At 73.1% G+C, this 16,848-nt stretch carries 15 protein-coding genes and 2 tRNA genes; 7 read left to right on the forward strand and 10 right to left on the reverse strand.

The features are described from left to right. Position 1 precedes the first annotated feature (1 nt). The gene (locus tag DNL40_RS12435; RefSeq protein ID WP_111251584.1) at positions 2-1,630 is read right to left on the reverse strand and encodes a Re/Si-specific NAD(P)(+) transhydrogenase subunit alpha; all 1,629 of its coding nucleotides are present in this window, start codon (positions 1,628-1,630) and stop codon (positions 2-4) included. 209 nt (positions 1,631-1,839) lie between these two features. On the opposite strand from DNL40_RS12435, the gene DNL40_RS12440 reads away from it, so the two are divergent. The 4 genes from DNL40_RS12440 to DNL40_RS12455 all read left to right on the forward strand — a co-directional run bounded on the left by DNL40_RS12440 (position 1,840) and on the right by DNL40_RS12455 (position 7,699). After that, a complete protein-coding gene (locus DNL40_RS12440) occupies positions 1,840-2,613 on the forward strand; it encodes a TetR/AcrR family transcriptional regulator (RefSeq protein WP_111251585.1) in 774 nt (257 codons plus the stop codon). Positions 2,614-2,707: 94 nt separating this feature from the next. Next, positions 2,708-5,251 carry a malto-oligosyltrehalose synthase gene (treY, locus tag DNL40_RS12445; RefSeq protein ID WP_111251662.1) on the forward strand — a complete coding sequence of 848 codons (2,544 nt, stop codon included), beginning with the start codon at positions 2,708-2,710 and terminating at the stop codon, positions 5,249-5,251. Further along, a complete protein-coding gene (gene treZ, locus DNL40_RS12450) occupies positions 5,248-7,068 on the forward strand; it encodes a malto-oligosyltrehalose trehalohydrolase (RefSeq protein WP_218926064.1) in 1,821 nt (606 codons plus the stop codon). Before treY ends, treZ begins: the two co-directional genes overlap by 4 nt. Before the next feature lie 40 nt (positions 7,069-7,108). Beyond that, positions 7,109-7,699 (forward strand): pyrimidine dimer DNA glycosylase/endonuclease V, encoded by a 591-nt coding sequence (locus DNL40_RS12455; RefSeq protein WP_111251586.1) that lies wholly within the window; start codon positions 7,109-7,111, stop codon positions 7,697-7,699. Here DNL40_RS12455 and DNL40_RS12460 read toward each other — a convergent pair. Next, positions 7,690-8,172 (reverse strand): Lrp/AsnC family transcriptional regulator, encoded by a 483-nt coding sequence (locus DNL40_RS12460; protein ID WP_111251587.1) that lies wholly within the window; start codon positions 8,170-8,172, stop codon positions 7,690-7,692. The genes DNL40_RS12455 and DNL40_RS12460 overlap by 10 nt on opposite strands. 142 nt (positions 8,173-8,314) lie before the next feature. Between DNL40_RS12460 and DNL40_RS12465 the strand changes: the two genes are divergently transcribed. Further along, a complete protein-coding gene (locus DNL40_RS12465; protein ID WP_111251588.1) occupies positions 8,315-8,830 on the forward strand; it encodes a DUF2000 domain-containing protein in 516 nt (171 codons plus the stop codon). Positions 8,831-8,851: 21 nt separating this feature from the next. Here DNL40_RS12465 and DNL40_RS12470 read toward each other — a convergent pair whose 3' ends face one another. From DNL40_RS12470 to DNL40_RS12480, 3 genes are all read right to left on the reverse strand, one after another. Further along, positions 8,852-9,964 (reverse strand): hypothetical protein, encoded by a 1,113-nt coding sequence (locus DNL40_RS12470; protein WP_111251589.1) that lies wholly within the window; start codon positions 9,962-9,964, stop codon positions 8,852-8,854. Positions 9,965-10,002: 38 nt separating this feature from the next. Beyond that, positions 10,003-10,611, reverse strand: a complete 609-nt coding sequence (locus DNL40_RS12475) for a DedA family protein (protein WP_245885899.1) — start codon at positions 10,609-10,611, stop codon at positions 10,003-10,005. Positions 10,612-10,822: 211 nt separating this feature from the next. Then, positions 10,823-11,620, reverse strand: a complete 798-nt coding sequence (locus tag DNL40_RS12480) for an NAD(P)H-dependent oxidoreductase (RefSeq protein WP_111251591.1) — start codon at positions 11,618-11,620, stop codon at positions 10,823-10,825. An 81-nt stretch (positions 11,621-11,701) separates the two neighbouring features. Between DNL40_RS12480 and DNL40_RS12485 the strand changes: the two genes are divergently transcribed. Continuing rightward, positions 11,702-12,643 carry an AraC family transcriptional regulator gene (locus DNL40_RS12485; RefSeq protein ID WP_111251592.1) on the forward strand — a complete coding sequence of 314 codons (942 nt, stop codon included), beginning with the start codon at positions 11,702-11,704 and terminating at the stop codon, positions 12,641-12,643. A gap of 134 nt (positions 12,644-12,777) precedes the next feature. Here the strand turns inward: DNL40_RS12485 and DNL40_RS12490 are convergent, their stop codons facing one another. Continuing rightward, positions 12,778-13,512 (reverse strand): SDR family NAD(P)-dependent oxidoreductase, encoded by a 735-nt coding sequence (locus DNL40_RS12490; protein ID WP_111251593.1) that lies wholly within the window; start codon positions 13,510-13,512, stop codon positions 12,778-12,780. A 2-nt stretch (positions 13,513-13,514) separates the two neighbouring features. After that, complete coding sequence (locus tag DNL40_RS12495) at positions 13,515-14,141, reverse strand: NADPH-dependent F420 reductase (RefSeq protein ID WP_111251594.1); 627 nt, start codon at positions 14,139-14,141, stop codon at positions 13,515-13,517. Between the two features lie 230 nt (positions 14,142-14,371). Between DNL40_RS12495 and DNL40_RS12500 the strand changes: the two genes are divergently transcribed. Next, positions 14,372-15,034: a TetR/AcrR family transcriptional regulator gene (locus DNL40_RS12500; RefSeq protein ID WP_111251595.1), complete on the forward strand. Its 663-nt coding sequence runs from the start codon at positions 14,372-14,374 to the stop codon at positions 15,032-15,034. A 778-nt stretch (positions 15,035-15,812) separates the two neighbouring features. Here the strand turns inward: DNL40_RS12500 and DNL40_RS12505 are convergent. The 3 genes from DNL40_RS12505 to DNL40_RS12515 all read right to left on the reverse strand — a co-directional run bounded on the left by DNL40_RS12505 (position 15,813) and on the right by DNL40_RS12515 (position 16,840). Next, positions 15,813-15,888: transfer RNA gene (locus DNL40_RS12505), tRNA-Ala, on the reverse strand. Positions 15,889-15,926: 38 nt separating this feature from the next. Beyond that, positions 15,927-15,999, reverse strand: a tRNA-Ala gene (locus DNL40_RS12510). A 133-nt stretch (positions 16,000-16,132) separates the two neighbouring features. Beyond that, on the reverse strand, positions 16,133-16,840 hold the full coding sequence (locus DNL40_RS12515; protein WP_111251596.1) for a histidine phosphatase family protein: 708 nt from the start codon (positions 16,838-16,840) through the stop codon (positions 16,133-16,135). Positions 16,841-16,848: the final 8 nt, after the last annotated feature.

Below are 16,848 nucleotides of genomic sequence, written 5' to 3' on the forward strand. Positions count from 1 at the left end.
GTCAGACGTCCTTCCGGAACATGGCGATCATCCGCCGCGAGACGAGGAACCCGCCGAAGATGTTGATGCTCGCCACGCTGGCCGCGAGGAGTGCCAGCACCGTCACCACGAGGTTCTCGTTCCCGAGCTGGAGCAGCGCGCCGACCAGGATGATCCCGGAGATGGCGTTGGTCTGGGCCATCAGCGGCGTGTGCAGGGAGTGGCTCACGTTCGAGATGACGTAGAAGCCCACGATCACCGCGAGGGTGAACACGGTGAAGTGCCCCACGAACGACGCGGGGCTGAGGGTGAGCGCGAGGACGACGAGCACGGCGCCGAGCGCCCCGCCCACCGCGAGCCGCTGGCGGCGCAGCCGAGCCCTGGCGGCCTCGTCACGGGAGGCGGTGCGCGCCGCAGCCTCCTGCTGGGCCGGCGTCGGCCCGGCGGGAGCCGCCCCGGCAGGGGTCGCGGAGACGTGGACGGGCGGCGGGGGCCACAGCACCTCGCCGCGCCGCGCCGCACCGCCGCCATCACCGCCGTGCCGGCCGTCGCCTGCGGGTGCGGGTGCCAGGGTCACGGTCATGCCGCGCTGCACCGGGTCGTCGAGGTCGAGGGCGAGCACGCCGTCCTCGCCCGGGGTGAGCAGGGCGAGGAGGTTGGCGATGTTGGTGCCGTAGAGCTGGGAGGTCTGGGCGGGCATGCGGCCGGGCAGGTCGGTGTAGCCGAGGACGACGACGCCGCCGTCGGTGACGACCCGCTCCCCCGGCACGGTGGGCTCGGCGTTGCCGCCGCCCGAGGCGGCGAGGTCGACGATCACGGAGCCGGGCCGCATGGCGGCGACCATCTCGGCGGTGACGGTGCGCGGCGCACGCCCTCGCACCAGGGCGGTGGTGATGACGATGTCGGCGCGGGCCGTCTCCTGCGCGTAGGTGCGCATGGTGGCGGCCTCCTGCTCGCCGGTGAGCTCGCGGGCGTACCCGTCGGTGCTGACCTCCTGCTGGGCGCCCTGGGCCTGGACGAACGTGGCACCCATCGACTCGATCTGCTCTCCCGCCTCGGGGCGCACGTCGAACGCCCGCACGTCGGCGCCGAGGCTGACGGCGGTGCCGATCGCGGCGAGCCCGGCGACGCCGCCGCCGATGACGAACACCTTGGCGGGCGGCGTCTTGCCGGCGGCGGTGACCTGGCCGGCGAACATGCCCTGGTACTCCGCCGCCGCCTCGATCACGGCACGGTAGCCGGCCACGTTGGACATGGTGGAGAGGGTGTCGAGCGCCTGGGCGCGCGAGATGCGTGGCACGGCGTCGAGGGCCAGGGCGGTCACGCCACGGTCCGCGAGCGCCTCGAGGAGGTCGGGGCGGGTGGCGGGGGCGAGCTGGGCGACGAGGACGGCACCGGGGCGCAGGAGGTCGAGCTGCCCGGGTCCGGGGGCGTCGACGGCGACGACGACGTCGCTGGTCCACACCTGGGTGGCGTCACCGAGGGTGGCGCCGGCCTCGGTGTAGGCGGTGTCGGTGAGGTGGGCGGCGGTACCGGCGTCGTGCTCGACGACGACGTCGTAGCCGAGCCTGCAGAGCCGGGTCACGGTGGCAGGGGTGGCGGCGACGAGGCGCTGGCCCTCCCGGGACTCGCGGGGCACGCCGATGCGCATGGGACCTCCACTGTCGGTGGGACGGTCGCAACCTATCGGCTCTGATGCCTGACCACACGGTCTCGGGACCTGGCGCGTGCCAGGTCGGGACCTAGGTCCCGCGACGAAGGGGCCGCTCCACCGTGGGAGCGGCCCCTTCGTCGCGTCTTGTGGTCTCGGACCTCCTGCCCCCTGCGCAGCAGGTCCGACGCGTTACAGTGTGACACAAGATGTCACGTCGTCACGCCGTCTCGGCGCCCCTCGACGCCTCCCCCGACGCCGGTCCGGAGGCGTCGTCGCGCGCGCTCGAGGACCCGTCGGCAGGCGCGCTCACTGCCCGTGCGACACCCGAGGAGCCGGGCGACGGAGGGCCGGTGGCGGCGTCCGACCCGGCGTCTGACGTGGTCAGCGCGCTGGAACGGGTCAACGCCCTGCTGCACGAGGACGACGAGACGGCACAGCGCGTCCTGGAGCTGGCGGAGGCGCGGGTGGCCGCGCACGGCACCGCGGGTCTCAACATCGCGGAGCTCGCCCGTGCCGCGGGCGTGAGCAGGCCCACGCTCTACCGTCGCTGGGAGGACGCCGACGCGATCCTCCAGACCATCCTGCTGCGGCGGCTCATCGGGTGCGTGGACGCCGTGGGCGGCCCGGTCGCCGAGTCCCGGGCCGAGCTGACCAGCAAGCTGGTCGCCTACGCCGACGCGTTCTTCGCCGACCCCGTGCTCAGCCGGCTCGGCGAGACGGAGCCGGAGGTGTTCAGCCGGTTCCTGCTCGAACGGTTCAGCCCGATCCAGCTCCTGCTGGTGGGCTGGATCGCCGCCGCCGTGGCCGGTGCGCAGGCGGACGGCAGCGTGCGCGCGGCAGACCCGCACCGCACCGCGGTGATGCTGCTGCTGGTGATGCAGTCGACGATCCTGTCGTACCGCACCGTGGCCCCGCTCATCGACCCCGAGCACTGGAGCACCGAGCTGCGGTTCCTGGTGGACGGCTACCTGCGCCCCTGAGCCGTGGGGCCTGGCACGAGGCGCCGCCGAGGCGCGCGCGGTCACGGGGTCCCGTGACCTGCGAGAAGGGGGCGCCCGTGGCAGCGTGGTCGCCGTGCACCCCCACCTGCCGCACGCCGGCCGCCGTCTGCCGCTGAGCACGTACCGGCTCCAGCTCGGGCCTGGCTTCGGCTTCGCCGACGCCGAGGCCGCGCTGCCCTATCTCGACGCCCTGGGCGTGACCGACCTGTACCTGTCCCCCGTGCTCCAGGCGGCGCCAGGATCCACGCACGGCTACGACGTCGTTGACCACGCGCGCGTCAGCGACGTCATGGGCGGCAGGGAGGGCCTGGAGCGCCTGGCTGCGGCGGCGCACGCCCGAGGCATGGGCGTGGTGGTCGACGTCGTGCCCAACCACATGGCTGTGCCCACCCCGGCCTGGCACAACCGGGCGCTGTGGTCGGTGCTCAAGCACGGCCCCCGGTCGCCGTACGCGCGCTGGTTCGACGTCGACCTGGACGAGGACCCGGACGCCGACCCGGCGGGCGGGCTGCTCATGCCGGTGCTGGGCGCGCGGATCGGCACGGTGCTGGCCTCGGGCGAGCTGACCCTGGACCACGTGGTGGTGCCCGGCGAGGAGACCGAGGGCGAGCAGCCGGTGCTGCGCTACTACGACCACGTGCTGCCGGTGCGCCCGGAGACGGAGCACCTGCCGCTGGCCGAGCTGGTGGGCCGCCAGCACTACCGCCTGGCGTACTGGCGGGTGGCGGACGAGGAGCTCAACTACCGCCGGTTCTTCGACGTCGGCACCCTGGCCGCGGTCCGGGTGGAGGACCCGGAGGTCTTCGACGCCACGCACGCCCTGCTGCTCGAGCTGTTCGAGGCCGGCGTGGTGGACGCGTTCCGCATCGACCATCCGGACGGCCTGGCCGACCCGCGCGGCTACCTGCGCCGCCTGCACGAGGCGACCGGCGGTGCGTGGGTGGCGGCGGAGAAGATCCTCGAGGGCGACGAGGACCTTCCCGACGACTGGCCCGTGGCCGGTACCACGGGGTACGACGCCGCGTGGCGCCTGCACGCGCTCCAGGTGGACCCGGCCGGGTCGGCGGCCCTCGCCCGGCTGCAGGCCGAGCTCACCGACGAGCCTGCCGCGTTGTCCGCCGTCGTCGACGCCGCCAAGCGGCAGGTGGTCTCGACGTCGCTGTACGCGGAGATCCACCGCCTGACCACGCTCCTCGCGGAGATCTGCCACGACGACGTGCGGCTGCGCGACCACACGTTCCGGTCCCTCGAGGACTGCGTGGTCGAGCTGGTGGTGGCGTTCCACCGGTACCGCGCGTACGTGGTGCCGGGCGAGCCGGTGACGGCCGAGGCCGAGCGCACGCTGCGCGAGGCCGCCGCCGTGGCACGCGCCCGGCTGGAGCCCGACCGGCACGACACCCTCGACGTGGTGCTCGACCTGCTGCTCGGCGCCGAGGTGGGCAGCGCGGGCCGCCGCGGCGAGGAGCGGCGCGCCGAGCTGGTGGTCCGGTTCCAGCAGACGTGCGGGGCCGTGACGGCCAAGGGTGTCGAGGACACCGCCTACTACCGCTGGACGCACCTGGTGAGTCTGACGGAGGTGGGCGGCGACCCGGGCCGGTTCGGGGTGGGGCCGGACGAGCTGCACGCGTTCGCGCAGCGCACCGCGCTCTCCTGGCCGGCCACGATGACGGCGGGGACGACGCACGACACCAAGCGTGGTGAGGACGTCCGCTCACGCATCGGTGCCCTGAGCGTCCATGCCGAGGAGTGGGTGGCCCTGGTGCACCGCCTGCGCGAGGCGACAGCGGACCTGCGCCCCGCGGACCTGGACGGCACCACGGAGAACCGCGTCTGGCAGACGCTCGCGGGCACGTGGACCCCTGCCGGGCCGATCGAGCCGGAGCGGCTGAGCGAGTACCTGCTCAAGGCAGCCCGGGAGCAGAAGTCGTGGACCACGTGGACGGCCTCGGACACGGCACGCGAGGAGGCCATGACCGCCTACGCCGTCGCGCTGACCAGCCACCCCGCCGTCGTCGAGGGCTTCACCGCCTGGGTGGCCCACGTGACGCCGACGGTACGGCGCTCGGTGCTGGCCACCAAGGCGCTGCAGCTGACGGTGCCGGGCGTCGCGGACGTCTACCAGGGCACGGAGGTCACGGGCACCTCGCTCGTCGACCCGGACAACCGCCGCCCGGTCGACCTCCCGGGGCTGGCGGAGCGGCTCGCGCGGCTCGACGGCGGTCGCGCACCCGCCGACCTCGCCGAGGAGAAGCTCGCGCTGACCGCGGCCGCGCTGCGCCTGCGGCGCCGTCACCCGGGTGCGTTCGTGGGTCCGGACGCCAGGTACGAGCCGCTGCCCACGACGACGGGTCACGCGGTGGCGTTCGTGCGGTCCGAGGGTGACGCGCCGCGGGCGGTCACGGTCGCCGCCCGCCTGGCCGAGGCCGCCACGCGGGGCACGCACGAGGCCACGGTGGTGCTCCCCGACCCGGGCGAGGGCCACGTGTGGCGCTCGGTGCTCACAGGGACGACGCACGCCGGCGGTGCCCGGACGCTCGGCGAGCTGCTGGGCTCGTGGCCCGTGGCGCTCCTGGAGGCTGCCACCGCGCCCCAGGTCAGGACGGAGGAGGAACCGTGACGCAAGAGCACGTGCGGGTGTGGGCACCGGTGGCGCAGAGCGTGGAGCTGGTGCTCCCGGCGGTGGGCTCGATCGACGTCCGCAGCGTGATGCGCGCCGAGGCCGGCGGCTGGTGGCGTTCGGACGAGACACTGCCGGCCGGCACCGACTACCTGTTCTCGATCGACGGCGGGCCCGGGCTCCCGGACCCGCGCAGCCCGTGGCAGCCGGCCGGCGTGCACGGCCCCTCGCGCACCTTCGACACCGGTGCGCACGCGTGGTCGGACGCCGGCTGGGCCGGCCGCGACGTGCGCGGCGCCGTCGTCTACGAGCTGCACGTGGGGACCTTCACCGCGGAGGGCACGCTCGACGCCGCGACCGGCCGCCTCGACCACCTGGCCGCGCTCGGCGTCGACGTCGTCGAGCTCATGCCCGTCAACGCCTTCCCGGGCCGGCACGGCTGGGGGTACGACGGCGTGGCCCTGTGGGCCGTGCACGACCCGTACGGCGGCCCCGCCGCCCTGCAACGCTTCGTGGACGCAGCCCACGCCCGCGGCCTGGCCGTGTGCCTCGACGTCGTCTACAACCATCTGGGACCGTCGGGGAACTACCTCGGTGCGTTCGGCCCGTACTTCACCGACCGGCACCACACCCCCTGGGGCCAGGCGGTCAACCTCGACGGCGCCGACGCGCGCGAGGTGCGGGCGTTCGTGGTGCAGAACGCGCTGCGCTGGCTGCGCGACTTCCACGTGGACGCCTTGCGGCTGGACGCGGTGCACGCCCTCGTGGACGACTCGCCCCGGCACCTGCTCGCCGAGCTCGCCGACGCCGTCGCGGACCTCTCCGCCGAGGTGGGGCGGCCGCTGTCGCTGATCGCAGAGTCCGATCTCAACGACGCCCGCATGGTCACGCCCACGTCCGCCGAGCTCGACGGGCGCTCGGGCTGGGGCATGACCGCCCAGTGGGCCGACGACGTGCACCACGCCCTGCACGCGCTGCTCACCGGCGAGCGCCAGGGCTACTACGGCGACTTCGGCTCCCCCGAGACGATGGCCAAGGCGTTGCGGCACGTGTTCGTGCACGACGGCGGCTACTCCTCGTTCCGCGAGCGGGAGTGGGGCGCCCCGGTGCCGGACGGCGTGGACGGGCGGCGGTTCGTCGTGTTCTCCCAGGATCACGACCAGGTGGGCAACCGTGCGCTGGGCGACCGCCCGTCCCGGGTACTCTCCCCCGGGCAGCTCGCCGTGGCCGCCGCCGTCGTGCTGCTCGGTCCCGGCACGCCGATGCTGTTCATGGGCGAGGAGTGGGGAGCCACCACCCCGTTCCAGTACTTCACCGACCACGCCGAGCCCGACCTCGCCGAGGCGGTGCGCCAGGGCCGCGCGGAGGAGTTCGGCACGCACGGCTGGGCCGAGCTGTACGGGCACGACGTCGAGGTGCCGGACCCGCAGTCGCCCGGCACCGTGGAGGCGTCCCGTCTCGACTGGGACGAGCACGAGAGCGGGCACCACGCCCGGCTCCTCGCCTTCTACCGCGAGCTGGCCGCCCTGCGGCACGCCGAGCCCGCCGTCGCGTCCGGGGACCGCACGCTGCTGGAGGTGCGCACCGGGGACGGGTGGCTCGTGATGTCGCGGCGTGCGCCCGAGGGCGACGAGGTGCTCGACGTCGTCGTCGCCTGGGCCGAGACCGGCGCGTCCGTGCCGCTCCCCGGCGCGGGCGACGGTGGCAAGGGTGGCGGCGGCGCCGCACCACGGGTGGTGCTCTCCTGGGACGACGTCGCCCCCGAGGGCGGTGCCGTCGCGCTCCCGGGGCCGGGCGTCGTCGTGCTGCGGCGCTGAGCGCGGCCGTGGCGGCAGGTCGACCGGTGGCAGGCCGCCGGTGAGGCTGTGGTCCCTGGACCCCGCGTACCTGGACCGGCAGGGCCTGACCGCGTGCTGGCGGGAGGCGCTCCTGGCGCAGGCCGTGCTCGCCGAGCGCACGCGCGGCTACCGGCACCACCCCCAGCTCGAGCGCTTCCGTGAGCAGCCCGACCCGCTCGCCTCCGTGGGCGCCTACCTGGCCGGCGTCGCGGACGAGGCCGGCCGGCGCGGCTACCGGTTCGACCGCAGCAGGATCGGCCGGCCGCCGGGTGGCTGGGGCCAGACGGGCGCGCCCGGCGACCCGAGCCGTGACCCGACCGGCACGCAGGCCAGGGAGGTGACCGGCCACGCACCGGGAGTGCCGCGGATCCCCGTGACCGACGGACAGCTCGACCTCGAGTGGCGCGTGCTGACCGACCGGATGCGGCGGCGCAGCCCGGGGCACGCCGCACGGGTGGTCGCCGAGACGCAGCAGCCACGGCCGCACCCGCTGTTCACCGTCGTGCCCGGACCCGTCGCCTCGTGGGAGCGGGCCGTCGCCCCGGGGCCGGCGTCCTCTCCGCCGGCCGTTGGGCGGCAGCGACCGGAGCCGGAGCCTCGTCAGCGGTGACGACGCCGGGGCGCAGGCGGCTCGACGGCCCGCGTCTGCAGGTGCTCGTACACCACCGACGTGCGGACGTCGGCCACCTCGCGCCGCTGCGTCAGCCCGTCGATGACGAACGAGTAGAGGGCGTCGTTGTCGGGCACGGCCACGTGGATGAGGAAGTCCTCGGTGCCGCTCGTGACGAACACGCCCAGCGTCTCCGGGAGTCCGGCCGCCCACGTGCGGAAGCCCTCGATGTTGGCGCGCGAGGGCGGCCGGATCCGTACGGCCACGAGAGCCTGCACCGGGCGGCCGATGGCGCCCAGGTCCACCTCCAGGCGTGCGCCCGTGATGACGCCGCGCTCGCGCAGCGCCCGGGTGCGGTCGAGCGCCGTGGTGGGCGCGACCCCCACCGCTGCGGCGACGTCGCGGTTGGTACGGCGGGCGTCCTTCTGCAGCTCCCGGAGGATCGCGAGGTCGAGCGAGTCGAGGTCCGGCATGATCCGAGCATAGGCGGACGCTGCACGGCATTGCCTCTCCTCTGCCGTACATCGTCCGCGCGAGCGGACGCTGGACGCCGGCCTGCCGTCGATCGCTCGGATCGGCCGCCGTCCGTCCGGTCCCGTGCCTACGCTCGCCGTCATGACCACTGCCACGCCCGCTGCGGCGGCCGCCGCCGAGACCACCCCCGTCGCCGAGCCCGTGGGCTTCGAGCCGCACGAGGTCCGCACCGACACCAGCACCCGCGACGCCCGCCTCAAGTGGGTGGTGGTCGTGGACGAGTCCCTGCCGCCCGGGCGGGCCGTCAACGCCGCCGTGTGCGTGGCCGCCGCCACCTCCGGCGAAGTGACCGGGCTCCGCGGCCCGTCCGTCACCGACGCCGACGGCACCCTGCACCCCGGGCTGCCCTGGATCGGCTGCACCGTGCTCGCCGCCCCTGCCTCCGAGATCGCGCGGCTGCGCGCCAAGGCCGTCGCCAGCCTCGGCGTCCACGTCGCCGACATGCCGGCCGTCGGCCAGCAGACCCGCGTCTACGACGAGTACCTCACCGCCGTCTCCACGACACCGGCCGACGAGCTCGCACCGCACGCGGTCTCGATCGTGGGGCCGCGCAACCGGGTCGCCAAGATCGTGGGCCGGCTGCCGCTCATGGCCTGACACCGGCGCCGGTCAGGCGGGCTAGTCCCGCGCCGGGGCCCAGGCGTCGCGCTCCCTGTCGTAGCGCCACCCGACCGCCGGGCCCTCCTCGACGACGTCCCGCAGCCACCAGGTGGTGTCCGGGGACCAGCCGGCGGGCACGCTGGTGACGCCGTCGGCCACCGGCACCGCCCGCCCGGCGGTGGCCAGGTACCCCGCCACCGACACGTGCACGCCGTCGGCCACCTCCGCCACCGCCGCCCAGTCGGGCAGCACCCACCGCCCTTCGCCCCGGCCCGTGGTGCGGAACCAGTCGTGGCGACGCGACGCCGTGACCTCCAGCGGGAAGCGGCGGCACAGGTCCGCCCACTCCTGGGGCCCGTCGACCTCGATCACGCGAGCCCCCTCGGGCAGCGTGACCGCAGCGACGAGCGCCGCGTCCGGCCCGTACGAGTCCTCCGCCAGCCAGAGGCTCGCGGGACCGAACCCGTCGACATGGCGCGTGGTGCGTGCGAGACCGTGCGGCGGCGAGGACCACCACTCACCGCTCGTGCCCTCTCCCAGGGGCACGCCCCGCTCGGCAGGCCACCGCTGCTCGGTGCGCCGGGTGGCCCGGCGCCACGCGTCCAGCACCCGCGCCGCCCCGTCCACCGGGGCCTGGACCACCCCCCGCTCCGGCCACGCCGCGTCGGCGTCGTACGGGGACACCCGCACGGCCGACTGCTCAGCGGTGGCGCACGGCGCCGACCACCACCGGGTGTGTGGCGAGGTGACGACGGCGTCCGCGACGGGCCGCAGCGCGGCGCAGACCTCCGGCGTCGCCGCGAGCACGTCCTCGCCGTCCGGTGGCTGCCAGTAGCGGGCGTGGTCGACGGCGGCCGCGAGCGCCAGGAGCAGCCGCCGGGCGTCCACGGCGGGCACGCCCGCGGCGTCGATCGCGCGGGCGACGTCGGTGGGCGAGACCCGTGGGGTCCGCGACGCGTGCCGGTGCCCGCCCGCCCCCAGCCTCATGACCGTCGTCCCACGGCCGGGGTCCAGCTCGTACGCGGCGTCGCGCACCGCCTCCCGGACACCGTCGTCAGCGTCGACGACCAGCGCGAGGCAGAGCCGCCGCCCCCGCGGGCCGGCGAGCAGATCGTCGGCGTCGAAAGTCATGCGCCGACCCTAGGGGCCGGCGTCGTACCGGGTCACCGTCATTGAGAAGCAGGCCCCGAGGCCGACGTCGCCTCCCGGCGATGTTCCCGCACGCGCCGCACGACCAGCACCGCCACCGCCACGGCGACCGCCGTGTAGACGACGTAGTCGACGTACCCGAGGTACTGGTGGAGCCGCTCGTGCTGGGTACCGAGGGCGGCGCCCAGCGAGATGAGCACCGTGTTCCAGATCCCGCTGCCGAGCAGCGTGAAGGCGCTGAAGGAGAGCAGGTTCATCCGCGCCGCCCCAGCGGGCAGCGAGATCACGCTGCGCACGCCCGGGATGAGCCGCCCGACGAACACCGCCCCCCCACCGTGCCGCTCGAACCAGGCGGCGCCCCGCTCGAGGTCGGAGCGGCTCACGAGGCGGGTGGCGGCCAGCAGCCGCACGGCCCGCGCCATACCCACCGCCCGGCCGATCCCGTAGTAGACCAGCGAGCCCAGCCAGGCGCCGACGGTGCTCCACACGCACAGCCACGGCAGGCTCAGGTCACCTGCCTGCGACAGGTACCCGGCGAACGGGAGCACCACCTCGCTGGGGATCGGGGGGAAGACCATCTCCAGCAGCACCAGCAGGCCGACACCGACGTCGCCCATGCTCGTGAGCACGTCGGCGGCGAAGCCGCTCAGGCCCGTGAAACCGTGACCGGACTCGGTGAACAGGGTGACCTCCCGCTGGCGGTGGGGCCCGCACCGGGCCGGGCTCAGGCTACGACCCTCACCTGATGCTCACCTGATGCTCACCGCACCACGGTGCAGGCGCCGTCGTGCTGCGCGTCGCCTGGTCCGCGGGTCCCTCTGCGCCGGAGCGGGCGGGGCTTCAGTCCGCGTAGTGGATGGCCAGATCCGTGCGGCCGGGGTGGATGTCTGGGTCCAGGGTCCGGGTCTGCCGGCCGTAGTCCCCGTCCAGCAGACGGCGGTAGGGCCGGCCGCGCTCCTGGGGCAGGCCGGAGATCCTCGTGACGAGACGCTCGGTCTCGTGCTCCCGGCCCGCGCGGTCGATGCCGTCGGCGTCGTAGACCACGTGGAGGTCCAGCGCCTCGATCCCCACGTACCAGAGGGCACCGTGCGTCAGGGGGAAGAGCAGCGAGTCGAGGTCGCCGCTGACGCCACGCGGACCCAGCGTGCGCTGGTCGTCACCGGCGGTGACGACGATCAACGCCCTTCGGCCCGACAACCGACCGTCCCCGTACCGGCGCGGCAGCCCCGTCGCCGCATCGAGGTCACCCTGGGCGAACCCGGTCTGCAGCACGCGGTCGATCCAGCCCTTGAGCATCGCCGGCGGCCCGTACCACCACAGCGGAAACTGGAGCACCAGCAGCTCGGCAGCGGCGAGGTTCTCCTGCTCACGCCTCACCTCGGGCTCGACCTCTCCCCGCGCGTAGGCCTGCCCTGTCAGCTCGGCGAGGTTCCCGGGGTGCCCGGCGAGGCTGCCCAGGTCACGCTCGCCGAGCGCAGGGCTGAACCCCTGCGCGTAGAGGTCCGAGACCGTCACCTCGTACCGCTCCGCCAGCGCAGCCCGCCCGGCGTCGAAGAGGTGCCGGTTCAGCGAGTCGGGTCGAGGGTGGGTGTAGACCCAGTGGGCACGACCTGGTGTCGGTTCATGGAACGAGCTCATGCTCCCCATCCCACCCGAACCCGTCGAGACGATGAATCGCCGTCAGTCTCATCAAGATGCTCCACCGTCTAACCTGACGCCGTGGACGCTCTGACCGATGTGCTCAACCACATCCGATCCTCCGGGGCGCTGCTGGGGCGGACGCTGGCGAACCCTCCGTGGTCGGCCGCCTTCGAGGAGCAGGCCTCCCTCTCCCTGGTGGCGATGCTCCGCGGCGACGCCTGGATCATCGACGACGGCGCGGCCCACCACCTCGCACCCCGCACCGTCGCCGTCGTCGTGGGGCCCGCCCCCTTCAGCGTGACCAGCGACCCGGAGACGAGCCCGGAACCCCTGTATGTCCAGACGGAAGCAGGGGTCTGCCTCGACGCTGCGGGCAACCCGGCGGACAGCATCGCGCTGGGCACCCGGACCTGCGGCACACAGCTCGACGCCGACGACGTCATGCTGACCGGCTCCTTCACCGTGACGGGACGCGTCGCCGATCGCCTGCTGAGCGCGCTCCCGCGCGTGCTCGTGGTACCGCAGGCCGCCCAGCGCATGGCTGCACTGGAACTGCTCGAGGCTGAGACGCTCCGTGACGAACCCGGCCAGCAGGCCGTCCTGGACCGGCTGCTGGACCTGGTGCTGGTCGGCGCACTGCGTGACTGGTTCGCGCTCCCGGGGGCGAAGTCCCCCGGCTGGTACCGGGCCAGCTCGGACCCGATCGTGGGAGCCGCGCTCGCGGCGATCCACGAGGCGCCTCACGAACCGTGGACCATCGAGCTGTTGGCCCGGCAGGCGCACGTCTCGCGCGCCACGCTGGCGCGCCGCTTCACCGACCTGCTGGGAGAGCCACCGATGTCCTACCTGACCGGCTGGCGGCTGTGCGTGGCCGCCGACCTCCTCGAGCGTGGCGACGCCACGGTGCAAGAGGTCGCGCGCCAGGTCGGATACTCCAGCGCCTACGCCCTGAGCACCGCCTTCCAGCGCGAGTACGGCGTGCGCCCCAGCCGATACCGCAGGAGTTTGACGGCGGCCTGAGGGACGGAGTGCGCCGGCTGCTGGCCGTGCACTTCGCTGTCGCAGCGGGGCGAAGGCGGCTTCTGTTCAGCAAGTCGTGGCCGGTGATGCTCACTGCTGGATGCGAGCGGTGAGCATCACCGGCGTTGTCGCGGTCAGATCACGGTGGTGCCGCCGTCGGCGACCAGTTCCATGCCGTTGACGTAGCTCGAGTCGTCGGAGGCGAGGAACAGCGCGGCCGATGCGATCTCTTGTGGGTGTCCCATCTCTCGCCGTGGGATCACGGATTCGAACATCGCCTTCAGCTCTGGGCTGAGTACGTCACCCATCATCGGCGTGGCGACGGAGCCCGGCGTCAGCACGTTCACGCGGATCTTCCGGTCTCGCAGTTCGGCCACCCACACCCGGGCGTACGCGGCGAGCACGGCTTTGCTGCCGGCATACACGCTCCAGGCGGGGTACCCCCGGAGCGAGGCGTTCGAGCCGGTCATGAGGATCGAGCCGCCGTCGTTGAACAGCGGCAGCGCCTTCTGGACCGTGAACAGCGTTCCCTTCGCGTTGAGATCGAAAGCGGCATCGAACTGCTGCTCGGTGATCTCGCCCAGTCCGCTCTGCTCGCCGCCTCCTGCGCTCGCCCAGAGGACATCGATCGCGCCCTTCTCCTGCGCGACCCTCTCGAAGAGGCGGTCGAGATCATCGAGCTTGGACGCGTCGGCCTGTACGCCGGTCACGTTCCGGCCGATAGACTTCACGGCTTCGTCCAGGGCGCCCTTCCTCCTGCCCGTGATGAAGACGTGGGCCCCTTCCTCGACGAACAGTCTGGCGCCGGCGAGCGCCATCCCGCTCGTCGCGCCTGTAATGACCGCAACCTTGCCATCGAGCTTTCCCATGACTACTTTGCCCCTCCGAAGTCGATGCCGAGGGAGAGGGTGAACCCCAAGCCGTTGCGGGCAAGCCCCATCTCCAGCAGGCTCGCGCCCTCCAGCCAGTGCGCCATGCTCAGCGCACCGACGTCCCGCGGGCGATGCCCGAGGCTCGTGATGAACGCGGACAGGCTCGCCTTCGCCTGCGCGTCATCGCCGGCCATGAACACGTCCCGCGGGCCGCCCGACGCCAGGACGTCGCGGAAGAGGGTGTTGAACGCCTTGACGACGTGCGCGGACGCCGGAGCGACCTCCGCCACCATCTGCGCGATGGACGTGTCGTCAGGGATCGCCAGTCCGCTGCCGGTGGGGCTGAAGGGGTTCGTGATGTCGACGATGATCTTGTCGACCAGCGCGTCCCCGTACTCGCGGACGATCTCCACGGCACTCTCGAACAGCACGGCGAGGATGACGATGTCTCCGGTAGGGACGGCGCCCCAGGCGCCGATCGTGGCATCGCCACCGAGCGCTCGGGCCAGTGCGACCGCCTTCGCCCGGTCTCGGCCGATGACCTCGACTGTGTTGCCGCCCTTGATGGCCAGGGCTCCGATGGCGCTGGCCATGTTCCCCGTTCCGATGATGCTGATCCTGCGCATCCTGCGCTCCTTCGTGATGTGTATCGGTTGGCCGGGGGGCTCTCAGCGGGCTGGGTGACCGAAACATAAGCTGAGGCACCCCTCCGGTTGTTCGACTTAACCGGAGGGGTGCCTCACCTATTCCGAACGGCGATGACGGACTTGCGACAGGACCTTCCTCATCCTGCTGCTGCAGCGCTCCCGGACCAGAACCGGAGGACTCCCTCAGTTCCCGGGGTAAAATCGGCTACGTGAGTACCAGCGACGTCGAGCCGACGCGAGGGCCCTGGCGCCGCGACGCGCAAGACCGTCATGACCGGCTCCTTGCCGCGGCACGGCGAGAGTTCGCCGCACGAGGCGTGGAAGCTTCCCTGGAAGGGATCGCGCGCGACGCAGGCGTCGCCATCGGAACCCTGTACCGCCACTTTCCGACACGCCTGGATCTGCTCCTGGCCGCCCTCGAGCCTCGACTTCGGGAGTTCGCCGACGGATCGAAGAAGGCACTCGAGATCGACGACCCGTGGGACGGATTCGTCTCCTACCTGGAGAACCTGTTCCGCGTGCAGGCTGGAGACCGAGGCTTCAACGACTTCCTCTCTCGCCGCTTCCCGGGCAACGCTGACACCGAGCGCATCCACGACCAGATGTGCCAACAGATCGAAGACGTGCTCACCCGCGCCCAAGACGCCGGGCAGGTGCGTCCGGACATCACGCTGGCGGACATCGTCAACCTCATCTGGTCCAACGGCCGGATGATCGACGCCACCACCGCCACCGCGCCGACCGCCTGGAGACGCAGCCTCTACCTCATCCTCGACGCCTACCGGGCCGAGCGGGCACATCCGATCCCCGAGCCACCCATGACGGAAAAACAGCTCTACGACGCGATGGTCCACCTCAGCACGACGGCGTGAAAGACCGCCACGATGATCCTCACATACCTGCAGGTTCCCGGCGGAGATGGCATCGGGGCCTGCTGAAGGTTCTGACTCCGTTCCTCATGCCGCGCTCGAGCCGGATGACGCGGTCGGCCGCGGCGATCGCGTCGCCGTCGTGCGTGACGCACAGCACCGCCGCCCCCGGCCGATTCCTCGGCCAGCGCATACGTACGACATCGGCGACGCGTCGGGCACATCGGGGCGCTGCACGACGAAGGCGAGCGGTCCACCCCGCTCGATCACGCCCGCGAGCAGCCCGACGAGCGCCGACTCGCCCGATCCACTCGGGCCGCACAGCGCCGTGACGAAACCGCACGGCAGCTCGAGGGAGACGGCATGGACGACGTCGGCGCCCTCGTACGCGAAGCGCACCTCACACGCGCCCACAGCGGCGGGAAGGAGGCGCGGCGGAGCGGATCGGGACGCATGCCATGCTCGGACACGCCCACCACTCTACGTTTTTGATAATCGTTCTCATCTGGGTACCGTCGGGAACCATGTCGTGGATCACCGGGCCGTTCGCTGCCGACTTCATACAGCCGACGTCATGCAGCCGAAGCCGCGTACCGGGCCGCGGTCGCCGAGCTCGACCAGGAAGCCATCCGCCGTCAACACCCGGCCGCGTTCGCCCTGGGCCACACCAAGCGCAAAGAGACCGCCCCGGAGGGCGGTCTCTTTGATGACAATCCACGTGCGACAACGGGAGACACTCTTCAACGGCAGTTCCTCGGATGCCGTTCGAGTAAGCCTCTCATGGTGGAGCTGAGGGGACTCGAACCCCTGACCCCCTGCATGCCATGCAGGTGCGCTACCAGCTGCGCCACAGCCCCGAGGGCGGAATCCGCCCGTCGGATACATCTCGATCCGGTGGAGCTGAGGGGACTCGAACCCCTGACCCCCTGCATGCCATGCAGGTGCGCTACCAGCTGCGCCACAGCCCCGCGGAGCGCGACCGTCAGGTCCGTTCCGGGGTTCCCCGCGGGCCTCAGGCCCGAAGGAACGTCCGTGATCCTATGCGCTGGGCACCGCCACCACCAAATCGGCGGCCCCGGGAGTGGCCTGCGCCACCGCTGGTCAGTGCGTGCTCAGCCCGGCGGTGTCGGACTCCTGCTCCGCTCCCGTCTCAGGTCCTGCGTGCCAGGCCTCCGGCGTGTACGCGGCGCCCACGTTGTGGGCCACGACGCGCCACGCCGGCTCGGCGTCGCCCCCGGACCGCCGCAGCTGCGACCAGTGCGCGTTCGTCAGCCCCACGACGCCGCGCCACCGCTGCGGGTCCAGGCCCAGCATGGCGGTGACGCCCAGGGTGATGGCCGCCCCGTGCGAGACCACGACGAGCGTGCCGTCGTCCGGCACGGACGCCGCGTGCTCCTCGACGGCCGCGTGGAAGCGGGCCGCGGCCTCGCGCCGGGTCTCGCCGCCGGGCGGCACGCCGTCCTCGTCGTGCCCGGCCCGCCAGGCCGCATACTGTTCCGGCCACCGCGCGGAGATCTCCGCGCCGGTGAGCCCCTCCCACTCCCCGAAGGCGCGCTCGCGCAGACGAGCGTCGGTGACGACGTCCAGCCCGAGCAGGCTCGCGTAGGCCGCCGCCGTGTCCGCCGCTCGCGCGAGGTCGGAGGACACCACGAGCGACGCCCGGTGCGTGCGCACCAGGCACGCCGCCGCCTCGGCCGCCTGCCAGCGCCCCACCTCGTCGAGGTCGATGTCGGTCTGCCCCTGCAGACGCTCCCCCACGTTCCAGGAGGTGCGCCCGTGCCGGAGCATGACCACGGTGCCGGCAGCCACGGCGGGCC

It is taken from the genome of Xylanimonas oleitrophica (assembly GCF_003244315.1).
In the GTDB taxonomy this organism is placed as follows: Bacteria; Actinomycetota; Actinomycetes; order Actinomycetales; family Cellulomonadaceae; genus Xylanimonas_A; species Xylanimonas_A oleitrophica.